The sequence below is a fragment of the Halomonas sp. LES1 genome, from assembly GCF_031846005.1.
Lineage (GTDB): Bacteria > Pseudomonadota > Gammaproteobacteria > Pseudomonadales > Halomonadaceae > Halomonas.
The window spans coordinates 58,462-72,037 of sequence record NZ_JAVRGC010000007.1; the positions used below are offsets into that span (position 1 = coordinate 58,462).

A 13,576-nucleotide genomic window follows, 5' to 3' on the forward strand; every position below is an offset into this window, starting at 1 on the left:
CCGGGGCAGCGTTCCTCTTTCTGCAACACAATGTTTTGTGAAAGCAAGTGTTATTTGATGATGATTCCCATATAAAATGCAAAGATTATTCGAAATCAATCTCATTCAAGGCATGCCATGAACCGCTTCAACCCTCATCTCCTGACCAGTGCCGTCGCGCTGGTCACCGCTTCCACTGCCCTGGCCCAGGAGACCCGGCAGCTGGATAACATCGTGGTCACCGCCGCCGGCTTCGAGCAGGCCATGGCCGAGGCTCCGGCCAGCATCTCGGTAATCAGCCGCCAGGAGCTGGAGGAGAAGCGGGTCAGCAGCGTCGCCGATGCCCTGCGCGATGTGGAGGGCGTCGATGTGGGCGGCCAGGTAGGCAAGACCGGCGGTCGCAATATCAGCATCCGTGGAATGCCCAGCGACTATACCCTGATCCTGATCGACGGCCGCCGCCAGAACACCGCCGGCAGTGTTACTCCCAATGGCTTCGGCGAGACCTCCACCAGTTTCATGCCGCCTGTCTCCAGCATCGAACGCATCGAGGTGATCCGCGGACCGATGTCGACCCTCTACGGCTCCGATGCCATGGGTGGGGTGATCAACATCATCACCCGCAAGGTTGGTCAGGAATGGAGCGGCTCGGTGCAGGCCGAAAGCACCTTTAATCAGCATGACGACTTCGGCGACAGCCGCGAGACCAGCCTCTATGCCAGCGGCCCGCTGATCGAAGACACCCTCGGACTCCAGGTGCGTGGTCGGTTTTATGAGCGCGACGCCTCAAGCCTGACCTATACCGAAACAGACGGTACCGAGGTGCCAGTCAGCCAGCGCGGCCCCAGCCCCGTCGAGGGGGATATTTACAGCCTGGGCGCCAGGCTCACCCTGACGCCCCACCAGGACCATGAACTCTGGCTCGACGGCGAGACTAGCCGCCAGGAGTACACCAACGATGACTGTCAGCTGGGCACCCTGGACGGTCGCACCCGCAGCTGCGAACCCGACCCGGGCGTGGCCAACGGCTACAGCGACGAGCTGCGCTTCGAGCGCGACCAGATCGCCGTCGGGCATACCGGTCGCTTCACCGCCGGCACCTGGGAGTCCAGCCTGATGCACAACACCACCGAGACCAAGGGTCGCACCATCCCGGGCACCATGGGGCAGCCTTATACAGGTTTCCCCGATATTGTGGGCGGCGATGCACGTGAGCTCGAAACGACTAACACCGTCCTGGACAGCAAGTTCATCATGCCGCTTGGCGACCATATGACAACGCTCGGCGGTCAATGGATGGATTCCGAGCTGACCGATGGTCTTGCTACCGAAGCCTTCGAGCAGACCACCTGGGCACTGTTCGCCGAAGACGAGTGGTGGTTGGCCGAGGACTGGGCCCTGACCCTGGGTGGCCGTTACGACCACCATGACGCCTTCGGCAGTCAGTTCAGTCCCCGCGGCTATCTCGTATGGAGCGCCAGTGATGACTGGACCCTCAAAGGAGGAGTCAGCCGTGGCTACAGGACACCCTCACTCAACGACTTGCACAATGGCATCAATGGTGTCACCGGCCAAGGTACCATCCTGACCATCGGCAACCCTGACCTGCAGCCGGAAAAGAGCACCAGCAGCGAACTCGCCGCCCAGTACGATAACGGCAAGGGGTTCATGGCCAGCGCCACCCTCTTCCACAACCGCTTCGACGACAAGATCTCCTCCGGCCCGGGTATCGTGGTCAGCGGTGATCCGATGATCCCTGATGGCACCTACTCTCAAGACATCAATATCGACGAGGCCGAGACCCAGGGCATCGAGCTATCCACACGCATCCAGCTCTCGGAAAGCGTCAACCTGAGTGCCAACTACACCTATACCGAGAGCGAGCAGAAGAGTGGTGAGCAGCAGGGTGAGCCTCTAACCGATACCCCGGAGCACGCCGTCAACGGCACCCTGCGCTGGCAGGCCACCGACCGCCTCGGCACCTGGCTCTCCGGCGAATATCGCAGCGAGCGCTACCGCAACCGCGAGCGAGTGCGCGGGGCGGCCTCCTACGACGACCTGGGCGACTTCGAGTCCTATGCGTTGTTTCATCTGGGCGGCAGCTATCGAGTATCCAATGCCTTCACAGTGAGCGCCACGATCCGGAACCTGTTCGACAAGGACTTCGTCGACTACCGCGCCTACGATGGCGGTGCCAGCTACGGCAATATTTATGCCAATAGCGCGGAAGGCCGCCGCCTCTGGCTCTCCGCTCGCTACGAGTTCTGACGTCGACTCATCTTCTGTTTCGAGCCCCATCTCTCTGTATCCGATGCTTCGCTTCGCCCCGACCACCCCGGGGCTTTTTATTACCCTTCATGCTGCTCTCTATTCACTATAAGGAGGTAACGACACAAAACTAAACCTTAATCGTTTTTATTAATATTCATGACATGACATACTGTCCATCTTTCGGCGCAACCCTCACGATCATGCACGACTTCGATGAACTGGCCGCCTTCGATGCGGTGATGACCTCGGGCAGCCTGACCCGCAGCGCCCGTGAAATGGGCCTGGCCAAGTCGACACTCAGCCGTCGCATCACCCAGCTAGAATCGCGGCTTGGGCAGACGCTGCTGCGGCGCCAGGCCAACCGGCTAACACCTACCGAGGCGGGGCAGGTATTTCACGACTACTGCCGCGAGATGCTGAGCCTGGCCAGCCGCAGCCGCGAGGCGCTGGCCGATCTTTCCGAAGTAATGCGCGGGCACCTTACCCTGGGAGTGCACTGCAGCCTAACGCGCAGCTGGGCGGCCAAGGTGGTCGAGGCCTTCCTGGCATGCCACCCCGAAATGGAGTTGACCCTGCAGGCACGCAAACGTCCGGAATATTCCTCGGGAAAACAGTGCGTGCAGGTATGGCTGGGCGAACTGCCCACCGAGACCGGCCTCAAGACAGAGCCCCTGGGGCGGCTCACCCAGCGGCTCTACGCCAGCCCCGGCTATCTGGCACGCCACGAGGCACCAACATGTCCCGACACGCTGGCATACCACCCTTGGATCGACCTGCTCGGCACCACCCATGACGGGTTGACCTTACACCACGCCGAGCGGGGCGAATTCTGCTTTCGCCCGCCACGCTCCCGGCTTAGCGTCAACCTGCCGGAGCTGCAGTTGGATGCCATCGCTCAGGGCCAGGGCCTCGGGGTGCTGCCGGAATGGCTCGTCGCGGCACGAGAGGTGTATCACCCCGGTGAACTCATGCCCTGTCTGCCCGAGTGGCGACCAACGCCGCTGGCAGCCACGCTGCTTTACCCCTATGGCCAGCGCCCCCAGCGCATGGACGCCCTGCTCGATGCACTGCGCCAGGCAGTGCCGGCGTCATGGTATAATGCCTCCTAAGAGCTTATTTCAAAACGCTCTCATGAGCCGTTTGAAGCAGATCATCGAGCAGCCCAGCAGGGTAAACGCCTCATGGATGTCGGCTCGGCGCTCGTAACGCGTGGCCAGACGCCTCATCTGCTCCATCCAGGCGAAGGTACGTTCCACCACCCAGCGGTGGCGTCCGAGCCTCTGGCCATCTTCGATGCTTCGGCGAGCTATTCGGGGCCGAATGTGTCGGGTGCGACAGGCTCGGCGGCAACGTCGAGCACCGTAGGCCTTGTCCGCATGCAGCTTGCGGGGACGTTGCCGTGGCCGGCCACGTCGTCCTACCACGGGATGGACGGCATCCAGCAGATCTTCCAGGAGCACGCTATCGTGCGTATTCGCCCCCGTCAGTCGTACCGCCAGCGGTGTCCCGAAACGGTCAGACAACAGGTGGCGCTTGGTGCCCGGTCGGCCTCGGTCCGTCGGATTCGGCCCCGTGGCAGCCCCCCTTTTTTGGCCTTTATGGAGGCACTGTCCATGCAGGCTCGATCCCAATCCAGACGGTCGGCACCGTGCAGGTGCTCCAACAGCACCTGATGCAGCCTTTGCCAGACACCGGCCTCATGCCAGTCTCGAAGGCGACGCCAGCAGGTGACGCCGGAGCCGCACCCCATTTCCTGAGGCAGCATGTCCCATGGGATACCGGCCTTCAGAACGAAGAGGATCCCGGTCAAGGTGGCACGGTTGGAGTTGGGAGGTCGGCCACCACGCGGCTTTGGCTTCTCCGGCGGTAACAGCGGCTCCACGATTTCCCAAAGCTCGTCGGATACGATCTTCTTGGCCATACCAACAGGCTGGGGTTGTCACTGGCGTGAATCAAGGTTTTGAAAAGCGCTCTTAGCCCTGACGCCGAGTCGCGCCTTCCCACAAGGTGACCACAGGCACTACAGGCATAGGTGCGAAGAGCGCCCTTCCTTTCAGCTTCCAGCCGCGAAGCGGCGCTCTTCCAGCTTCAAACTCCCGAGGCCGCCGCCTCAGTGGCGCTCACCCACCGGCGGTGCGAGGTCTCCGCGTTCGAGGCTCTCTTCCGCGGCCTCGTCACGCAGGCGCCGGGTGTCCGGGGCCCCCTCGGCAGCCTTGCGGCGCTGGCGCAGGAGGTCACGCAGCGAGCTGATCAGCATGGCGGCGACGATCATCCCCCCACCCACGAAGGCGAGCGGCGCCGGCACCTCGCCGACCCACCACCACACCAGCAGGGTACCGACCAGGGTCTCGAGCAGCATCACCAGGCTGACCTCGGCACCCGGCAGGTAGCGCGCCCCGGTCTGGATCAGGAAGTAGGCCAGCGGCAGCAGCATCCCCATCAGCAACAGGCGCTGCATATTGTCGCCATCGGGTATCTGGGCGCCGCCCATCAGCGCCCCGGGGACCAGCATCACCAGGCATCCCAGGGGCAGCACCACCGTGGTGTCCAGGCCACGCTTTCCGGCACCGGGTCGTGAGCTCGCGACGCTGGTGTTGATCGCAATGGAGACCGGCACGATCATCGCCACCGCCAGGCCCAGCAGACTCCCCTGCCCCACCTCACCGGCGGCCATCAGGCTGGCGCCGGTAATACAGATTGCGATCACCACCCAGGTCTGGCGGCGCAACCGCTGCCGGAAGAACAGCAGACCGATCAGCCCGGCCACCAGGGGCGCCAGGTTGAGCATGACCAGCACATTGCCCGCCGAGGTCAGGCGAGTGGCCACCACGAAGGCCCAGGCGCTGGCGGCAAAGGCGAGCGGGCACCACAATGCCGCGGGTCCGCAGGCCAGTATCGCCTTCCCCAGGCGCTCGCGATAGCGTGCCGCGGCGATCAGCAGCAGCACCACACCCAGCATCAATCCACGCCAGAACATGAAGGTGGCGACATCTACCGAGGTGTCCTTGACCAGCAGCGCATCCGGCGAGAGCAGCAGCACACCACTCATCGTGATCAGATAGCCGCGCAGGCGAAACGGCAAACGCTTCCACATGATGCATCCTCCCGATGCTCGAAGTTATCGAGTTCACTAACGACGACAGGCCGGAGCTGGGCTCCGACCTGTCGTGAGGTGGAATGCCGCCCTGGGGGCGGCAGCCGAGGCGTTACGCGCGTGACTGGCGACGAATCGGCGCCTGGCCATCATCGTTGCGACGGCGCGGGGCACGCTCGGAAGTGCCACGATCCTCGCTGATCTCCAGCGGGCGGCCGGCGACACGGGCGCGCGCCATCTTGGCCAGAATGCTGGACGGCAGCGAGCTGGGCAGCTCGACCACGGAGAAGGCGTTGCGGATGTCGATGCGCCCGATACGCGCGCCTTCGATACCGCCCTCGTTGGCCAGGGCACCGACCAGCTGGCCGGGCTTGACGCCGTCCTTGTGGCCCACGGCCACACGGTAGCGGGTCATCCCCTCGCTGGGCGCACGGTCACGCGGTCCACGGCCCGGCTTGGCATCACGCGGGGCGCGCTCCTTGCGGGGCGCCTGCAGGCGGCCGATGGGCGCCTCGTCGGCACGCGCCAGGCGGGCGAAGGCACAGGCCAGCTCGACGGGGTCGTAACCCTCACCGATCAGACGCTCGACCAGGGCCTGCTGCTCCTCGGCACCGGCGGTCAGGGCGGCAATCACCTTCTGGTGGAACGCCTCGTCGCGGTGCGCGCGAATGGCCGACTCGTCAGGCACCGCCATCTCGCTCATCTTCTGGCCGGTGGCCTGCTCGATCCAGCCTACCTTGCGGCCCTCACGGAAGCCGACGAAGGTGATCGAGGTACCGGTGCGCCCGGCACGGCCGGTACGGCCGATGCGGTGGGTGTAGGCCTCGGAATCCTGGGGCAGATCGTAGTTGAAGACATGGGTGATACGCGGCACGTCGAGGCCACGGGCGGCGACATCGGTGGCGATCAGCACGTCGACCTTGCCGCGCTTGAGACGCTGAATGGTGCGCTCGCGCAGGCTCTGGTCCAGATCACCCGAGAGGCTCGCCACGTTGAGGCCGCGAGCGGAGAGCTGCTCGGTCAGGGTGGTACAGGCGGCACGGGTACGCACGAAAACGATCGCCCCGTCGACCGGCTCCACCTCGAGGATGCGCGAAAGTGCCTCCAGCTTGGCACCGCCGTCGACCCGCACCAGACGCTGCTCGATGTTCTCGCCGGTGGTGGTACGCGACTCGATGGAGACCTTGACCGGGTCCACCAGGTAGCGGTTGACGATACGCTCGATCTCGGCGGGCAGGGTCGCGGAGAAGAACACCCGCTGGGCTTCCTTGGGGGTGTCGGCCACCACGCGCTTGACGTCGTCGATGAAGCCCATGCGCAGCATCTCGTCGGCCTCGTCCAGCACCAGGGCGCTGAGACCGTCGAGCTTGAGGCTGCCGCGATCCAGGTGATCGATGATCCGCCCCGGGGTACCCACGACGACCTGGGCGCCACGTCGCAACGCACCCAGCTGCTCGCGATACTCCTGGCCGCCACACAGGGTCGCGACTTCCAGGCCCTGGAGGTTCTGTCCATAGCGGCTGAAGGAGACGGCCACCTGCTGCGCCAGCTCGCGGGTCGGCGCCATGACCAGCACCTGCGGCTCACGGCGAGTCAGTTCGAGACGCGAGAGCAGCGGCAGGGCGAAGGCCGCGGTCTTGCCGGTACCGGTCTGGGCCTGGCCCAGCATGTCGCGCCCTTCCAGCAGCGCCGGAATGGTCTCCATCTGGATCGGCGAGGGGGTCTGGTAGCCCAGGGTCTCGACGGCAGAGAGAACAGCAGGCAGCAGGGCAAGATCACCGAAGTTCGGCGAGGCGACGGAAGAAGAGGTCATTGATCACACCTTGGTAAGCCGGGATCACCGGCGTAAATTCATTGGCGTCCCTGACGCGAGCGAAAAGCGATCAGGCGCGCTGCGGCCAGTGATGGCTGTCAGCACGGGACATCGGAGTCGGGGACGCCGGTCGCACCTGGCATCGGGTCAGCGCCATCGGTGATGACAGTGAACCCCTGTGGCGACCGTTTGCGCCGATCACGCCAGAACGGCGGAATCTCGGTTGGCGCTCCATCTACACAATTCGAACGCTTGCGGCGGCCGGCAATGGCGGCTGGGCCTGGCGTTGCGGCGCCCATCTTCTGTTCGGTCGATGACCGCCAGCGATGGCGTCGTACATGATGGTGGGGTCAGCACATGCGAGGAGGGCGCATGCTACCATCGTCGACCTAGCCTGGCCAGCCTTTTTGGTCTTTCTCTTACTGCGTTGTTCCATCGAGGAGATATCATGCCCAGCCTATGGGTCGATGCCGATGCCTGCCCCAGGGTGGCCCGCGAGATCATCGTGCGCGCCGCCGAGCGAACCGCCACGCCCACCTGGTTCGTGGCCAACCATACGGTGCCCCTACCCCGCTCACCGGTCGTCAAGGCGCTGGCCGTCAGTCACGGCTTCGATGCCGCCGATGACGAGATCATCGAGCGTCTGGCGGCCGATGACCTGGTGATCACCTCGGACCTGCCGCTGGCCATGGCCGCCATCGAGCGCGGTGCGAAGGTAATGACCACCCGTGGCGAGACACTCGACGCCGATAACATCCGTGCGCGAGTGCAAATGAGGGATTTCATGGAGACCCTACGCGCCAGCGGCGAGCATACCGGCGGCCCCAAGGGGTACTCCGATACCGACCGCCGTGAGTTTGCCAATGCGCTGGACCGCTGGCTGGCCAAGGCGCACCGTTAACCCCTTTCGATATCCAGGCGCCAGTCGCGAGGCGGAGCCTACCTCCTACTCCCCCTGATTGCGCTGGAAGCGCTGGATCTCGCGACGCTGCTTCTTGTCCGGGCGCTTGAGAGGGTGCTGCATGACCTGATTGGTCAGTCGTCGCGCCTCGGCCTCCTGCTCGCGGCGGCGGGCACTCTCCTCGGTCTCGCGGTAGAGTTCGCGCGCCTCGGGGGCGCCACGCCGCTGGTCGGAGAGTGCCATCACCTCCACCTCCCAGATATCCCAGCCCTGGGGCACGCGTATGATGGCACCGACCTCGACGTTCTTGCTGGTCTTGGCCCGGCCGCCGTTGTAGTGCACCTTGCCACCCTCGATGGCCTTCTTGGCCAGGCCGCGGGTCTTGAAGAAGCGTGCCGCCCACAGCCACTTGTCGAGCCTGACACTATCCATGGGAATCCTCCTAGCTGTCGGCCACGAGCCCACCCACCGCTCAAGGGGTCAGGGGCGGCTCGTTGCCAGGCAGAATGGTCGCGAAGGTGTCCAGGGTGATGAACTCCTCCAGCTCGCGTTCGGGCCGCTGACTGTTGGGCTGCTTGATGCCCAACAGATGACGAATGCCGAACTGTCGGGCGCTCTCCAGTACCCGTGGGTTGTCGTCGATAAACAGGGTGCGGGCCGGCACGAAGGGCTCGACCTCCTGCAGGCGCGTCCAGAACACCTGCTCCTCCTTGGGCGCACCGAAGTCGGCCGAGGAGACGATGGCATCCAGGTAGGGCTCAAGACCGGTCAGCGGCAACTTGAGTGCCAGGCTGGCGCGGTCGGCATTGGTGGCCAGCACGACCCGGGGATGAGCCAGCTTGAGCCACCTGAGGAAATCCAGGGCGTCGCTGCGCAGGCCGATCAGGTGTTGAATCTCGCGCTTGAGGGCGACCACATCGACGTCGAGCTCGCGGCTCCAGTAGTCGAGGCTGTACCAGTCGAGTGTCCCCTGCTCGCCGATGACCTTCGCGCGCACCCTCTCCTGGGTGGCTTCATCGAGTTGATGCAGCTCCACATAGCGACGCGGCAGATGCTCGAGCCAGAAGTGGCTGTCGAAGTGCAGGTCCAGCAGGGTGCCGTCCATGTCCAGCAGAACGGTATCGATGGCGCGCCAGTCAATCATGAGAGTTCCGGGTCGTGGCTTGCGGGAGGTGATATGGTAGCAGGCAAGTTCCTACCCAGAAACGGAGCCACCGATGACTTCGCCCGACTGGCCACAGAAGCCCGCCATCCTCGACCGCCGCTCGGAGGCCAGAAGCCGCCTCTTTCATGTCGAATCGCTCGATCTGCGCTTCTCCAATGGCGAGGAGCGCACCTTCGAGCGCCTGACCGGCAGCGACAGCGGCGCCGTGATGATCGTGGCCATGCCCGACCCCGAACACGTGCTGCTGATCCGCGAGTATGCCGCCGGCTTCGAGGAGTATGTGCTGACCCTGCCCAAGGGGCTGGTCGACCCGGGTGAGGATATCATCAGCGCCGGCAACCGCGAGCTGATGGAGGAGTGCGGCTTCGGCGCACGACGCATCGAACCGCTGGTCGAGCTATCACTGGCCCCCAACTACATGCGCCATCGCATGCAGGTGCTGCTGGCCACGGACCTTTATCCCAAGCGCCTGCCCGGTGATGAACCCGAACCGTTGATCGTGGAGACCCACGCCCTCGAGGAGCTGCCCGCCCTGCTGGCCCGGGAGGACTTCCATGAGGCTCGAGCCATCGCGGCACTCTATATCGCCCGGGAACGGCTGCGTAGCGAGGCGGAGGGCGGCGAGCTCTGGTAGCCCTGCCGATGATGCGACTCAGCGGCGATGCAGGCGCTGACGCAGCTGGCTGTTGCCCTCCTTGAGTCGCAGCCAGCGCGCCTGGCGATAGCTGTCCAGCCCCACCTCCAGCAGCTCCATGACCTGCAAGGCGCTATCCAGCGAAACGGGCGGTGGCGCACCATGCAACAGCATCTCCACCACCCCGGCGTAGAAGGCCGGGTAGTCTCCCGGCAGGTTGAGGTGCTGCTGTACCTCCGGCACATCCTCTTCGTCGGCCACCAGGCTCAACTGCCCCGGCTCGGGATCCACGCCCATGCCAGGCATGACCGCCAGTGACTCCTGCAGGTGGGCCTCCTGGGGATCCTGACCAAACTTCACGTAGCTGCCATGGGTGCCATGCACACGAAAGCGCGGAGTAGGATCGGCCACCAGCGAACTCGCCTGCAGGCTGACCCTTAGCCCGTCGTACTCCAGCAGGCAGTGGAAGTCATCATCCACTTCGGCGCCGTCACGCAGCGTGGCCAGCTCCACCAGGATCGCCCGCGGCATGCCGAACAGCTGCACGACCTGGTCGAGCAGGTGTGGTCCGAGGTCGTACCAGATCCCCGCGCCCGGTCGATGATTATCACGCCAACGGTCGCTCACCGTGGGCCGGAAGCGATCGAAGCGAGACTCCAGCGATACCACTCGCCCCAGGCTGCCCGCATCAATCAGCTCCTTGAGCGTCAGGAAGTCGCTGTCCCAGCGGCGGTTGTGAAAGACGCTCAGGCTACGGTCGGCGTTATCCGCCTGGGCGCGCAACATTCGCGCCTCGGAGAGCGTCACCGCAAAGGGCTTGTCCACCACCACATGCTTGCCCGCCGCCAGGGCGGCCTTGACCAGAGAGTAATGAGTATCGTTGGGGGTGGCGATCACCACCAGGTCGATGTCCTGCCGCTCGAACAGCGCCGCCGCCTTGGGCAGCACCTCCACCCCCGGCAGGTCGGCATGAACCCTGTCGGCATCCGAGCTGACCACGGCGGCCAGCTGCATGCCCTTGGTGGCATTGATCAAGGGGGCATGGAACACCTGGCCCGCCAGGCCATACCCGACCAGCCCGACGCCGAGCGTTAAGGTCTTCATCGCAGCTCTCCTCGCTGGAAACTCGACGCCCCGGCCGGGGCCGGGGCGTCGTGGGGTGGTTCAGTCGAGCTTGCTCAGGTCGCGTACCGCGCCCTTGTCGGCAGAGGTGGCGAGCAGTGCATAGGCCTTGAGCGCCGCGGTGACCTTGCGGTCGCGCTGGATAACCGGCTTCCAGGCATCTGTGCCTTTCGCCTCCATGGCCGCACGGCGACTGGCCAGCTCCTCATCGCTGAGCTTGACGTTGATCCCACGGTTGGGAATATCGATCTGGATGATATCTCCCTGCTCGATCAGGCCGATGGCGCCGCCGGCGGCAGCTTCCGGTGAGACGTGGCCGATGGAGAGCCCCGAGGTACCCCCGGAGAAACGGCCATCGGTAAGCAGCGCACACGCCTTGCCCAGGCCCTTGGATTTCAGGTAGCTGGTCGGGTAGAGCATCTCCTGCATGCCGGGGCCGCCCTTGGGACCCTCGTAGCGGATCACCACCACGTCGCCCTCGCTGACCCGGTCGGCAAGGATGTCTGCCACCGCCTGGTCCTGGGACTCCACCACGTGGGCGCGGCCCTCGAAGACCAGGATCGACTCGTCGACCCCGGCGGTCTTCACCACGCAGCCGTCGACGGCGATATTGCCCTTGAGCACGGCCAAGCCGCCCTCCCGGGAGAAGGCATGGTCGAGATCGCGGATACAGCCGGTGGCACGGTCGCCGTCGAGGCTCGGCCAGCGAGCACTCTGGGAGAAGGCCACCTGGGTCGGCACCCCGCCGGGGCCGGCCTTGAAGAACTCCACCACCTCGGGGCTCGGCGAGCGCATGATGTCCCACTCCTCGAGCGCCTCGGCCAGGCTATCGCCGTAGACGGTGGGCACGCGGGTATCCAGCACCCCGGCCCGGTCGAGCTCGCCGAGGATGGCCATGATGCCGCCGGCCCGGTGCACATCCTCGATGTGATACTTCTGGGTGTTCGGCGCCACCTTGCACAACTGCGGTACCTCCCGCGACAGACGGTCGATATCGGTCATGTCGAAATCGATCTCGGCCTCCTGGGCGGCGGCCAGCAGGTGCAGGATGGTATTGGTGGAGCCGCCCATGGCGATATCCAGGGTCATGGCGTTCCTGAACGCCGCCTTGGCACCGATGGCACGGGGCAGCAGGTGCGCCTCCTCATTCTCGTAATAGCGTTTGGCCAGCTCGACGATGCGGTGACCGGCATTCTCGAACAGGCGACGACGGTCGGCATGGGTGGCCACCACGGTCCCGCTGCCCGGTAGCGCCAGGCCCAGCGCCTCCATCAGACAGTTCATGGAGTTGGCGGTGAACATGCCGGAGCAAGAGCCGCAGGTAGGGCAGGCGCTGCGCTCGATCTCGGCGAGTGTCTCGTCATCGACGCTGTCGTCGGCGGCCATCACCATGGCGTCGACCAGGTCCAGGCCATGATCGAGCAGCTTGGTCTTGCCCGCTTCCATGGGCCCGCCGGAGACGAAGATCACCGGCACGTTGAGGCGCATGGCGGCCATCAGCATCCCCGGGGTGATCTTGTCGCAGTTGGAGATGCACACCAGGGCATCGGCGCAGTGGGCGTTGACCATGTACTCGACGCTGTCGGCGATCAGGTCGCGACTCGGCAGCGAATAGAGCATGCCGTCGTGGCCCATCGCGATGCCGTCGTCCACGGCGATGGTGTTGAACTCCTTGGCCACCCCGCCGGCCTTCTCGATCTCCCGGGCCACCAGCTGCCCCATGTCCTTCAGGTGCACATGCCCCGGCACGAACTGGGTGAAGGAGTTGGCCACGGCGATGATCGGCTTGTGAAAGTCCTCGTCCTTCATGCCTGTGGCGCGCCACAGGGCGCGAGCGCCGGCCATGTTGCGGCCGGCGGTGGTGGTGCGGGAACGATACTCGGGCATGCTGTCCTCTTCTCTTCTTCTCTCGGCGGCCGCCTGTGCCGGCGGCTCGGTGTCCAGGTCAGCCGACGATTCTGGCACGCGGCCGGCCGTCAGGCCAGTGACTCAGGCAATGACCAGAGGGTGGTGATCGGGCAGTGGTCGAGTGCCGTAGAGCACCCAGACATCCAGCGCCGGGCCCAGGTCCTCCACCAGTCGCAGCGCTTGGGAGTGCCGCCCCAGCGTCTCGCGTGGGCAGATGCCGGCGTCGATATCCCCCGCCAGCAACGCGGCGGCCACATCCACGATGGTGGCGTAGTCACGCTGCTCGGTGAAGGCGGAGAGATCCGTGTAGTGACGGGTGGCCGGTTGGAGCCCGACCGTCACCGGAGCGGCCACCTCCGCGCGCGCCAGCAGCGCCAGTGGTTGGCTACCGGCGACGAAGAGATCCACCGGGAAGGCGCGATGCATGGTACGCCCCACACAGTCGGCATGGCTGAAGTGGGCGCTACACTGCAGTACCCGGCCGACGCGACCGGCCAGCAGGGCCTCGAAGGCCTCCGGAAAGGCCTCGAAGAGGGAGACCTCGGCATCGACGATGCCATGCTTGTCGAGATAGCGGCCCAGCACCAGCGCATGATTGCTGCCCTCGGGCCCCAGGGTGGCGAAACGCATCCCAACCTCCTTTAACAAAGATCCGCCGCATTCTGCGAATCTATTCACAGAATGAGCCG

At 65.0% G+C, this 13,576-nt stretch carries 12 protein-coding genes; 4 read left to right on the forward strand and 8 right to left on the reverse strand.

Annotated features, from left to right (window positions below):
- Positions 1-117: 117 nt before the first annotated feature.
- On the forward strand, positions 118-2,247 hold the full coding sequence (locus RM463_RS14180; protein WP_311430351.1) for a TonB-dependent receptor domain-containing protein: 2,130 nt from the start codon (positions 118-120) through the stop codon (positions 2,245-2,247).
- Between the two features lie 203 nt (positions 2,248-2,450).
- Positions 2,451-3,359: a LysR family transcriptional regulator gene (locus RM463_RS14185; RefSeq protein WP_311430352.1), complete on the forward strand. Its 909-nt coding sequence runs from the start codon at positions 2,451-2,453 to the stop codon at positions 3,357-3,359.
- Between the two features lie 9 nt (positions 3,360-3,368).
- Here RM463_RS14185 and RM463_RS14190 read toward each other — a convergent pair.
- From RM463_RS14190 to RM463_RS14200, 3 genes are all read right to left on the reverse strand, one after another.
- Positions 3,369-4,171 (reverse strand): IS5 family transposase gene (locus RM463_RS14190; RefSeq protein ID WP_311430353.1). Its coding sequence is split into 2 segments (ribosomal slippage): positions 3,369-3,841 and positions 3,841-4,171, totalling 804 coding nucleotides; the frame shifts between segments, so codons are not numbered across the junction.
- Between the two features lie 189 nt (positions 4,172-4,360).
- Entirely contained in the window at positions 4,361-5,344 is a 984-nt protein-coding gene (locus tag RM463_RS14195) for a DMT family transporter (RefSeq protein WP_195688402.1), read from the reverse strand.
- 112 nt (positions 5,345-5,456) lie between these two features.
- Complete coding sequence (locus RM463_RS14200) at positions 5,457-7,157, reverse strand: DEAD/DEAH box helicase (RefSeq protein WP_311430354.1); 1,701 nt, start codon at positions 7,155-7,157, stop codon at positions 5,457-5,459.
- Between the two features lie 448 nt (positions 7,158-7,605).
- On the opposite strand from RM463_RS14200, the gene RM463_RS14205 reads away from it, so the two are divergent.
- Positions 7,606-8,058, forward strand: a complete 453-nt coding sequence (locus RM463_RS14205; RefSeq protein WP_311430355.1) for a YaiI/YqxD family protein — start codon at positions 7,606-7,608, stop codon at positions 8,056-8,058.
- Positions 8,059-8,103: 45 nt separating this feature from the next.
- Here the strand turns inward: RM463_RS14205 and hslR are convergent, their stop codons facing one another.
- Both hslR and yrfG read right to left on the reverse strand, forming a co-directional pair.
- Positions 8,104-8,490 carry a ribosome-associated heat shock protein Hsp15 gene (gene hslR / locus RM463_RS14210; protein ID WP_195688405.1) on the reverse strand — a complete coding sequence of 129 codons (387 nt, stop codon included), beginning with the start codon at positions 8,488-8,490 and terminating at the stop codon, positions 8,104-8,106.
- A 40-nt stretch (positions 8,491-8,530) separates the two neighbouring features.
- A complete protein-coding gene (gene yrfG / locus RM463_RS14215) occupies positions 8,531-9,202 on the reverse strand; it encodes a GMP/IMP nucleotidase (protein WP_311430356.1) in 672 nt (223 codons plus the stop codon).
- A 73-nt stretch (positions 9,203-9,275) separates the two neighbouring features.
- Here yrfG and nudE point away from each other — a divergent pair, with 73 nt between their 5' ends.
- The gene (nudE, locus tag RM463_RS14220) at positions 9,276-9,857 is read left to right on the forward strand and encodes an ADP compounds hydrolase NudE (RefSeq protein ID WP_195688407.1); all 582 of its coding nucleotides are present in this window, start codon (positions 9,276-9,278) and stop codon (positions 9,855-9,857) included.
- A gap of 18 nt (positions 9,858-9,875) precedes the next feature.
- Here nudE and RM463_RS14225 read toward each other — a convergent pair whose 3' ends face one another.
- The 3 genes from RM463_RS14225 to RM463_RS14235 all read right to left on the reverse strand — a co-directional run bounded on the left by RM463_RS14225 (position 9,876) and on the right by RM463_RS14235 (position 13,517).
- Positions 9,876-10,961 (reverse strand): oxidoreductase, encoded by a 1,086-nt coding sequence (locus RM463_RS14225; RefSeq protein ID WP_311430357.1) that lies wholly within the window; start codon positions 10,959-10,961, stop codon positions 9,876-9,878.
- 60 nt (positions 10,962-11,021) lie between these two features.
- Positions 11,022-12,866: a dihydroxy-acid dehydratase gene (gene ilvD / locus RM463_RS14230; RefSeq protein WP_311430358.1), complete on the reverse strand. Its 1,845-nt coding sequence runs from the start codon at positions 12,864-12,866 to the stop codon at positions 11,022-11,024.
- Between the two features lie 102 nt (positions 12,867-12,968).
- Entirely contained in the window at positions 12,969-13,517 is a 549-nt protein-coding gene (locus RM463_RS14235) for a hypothetical protein (protein WP_311430359.1), read from the reverse strand.
- Positions 13,518-13,576 lie beyond the last annotated feature (59 nt).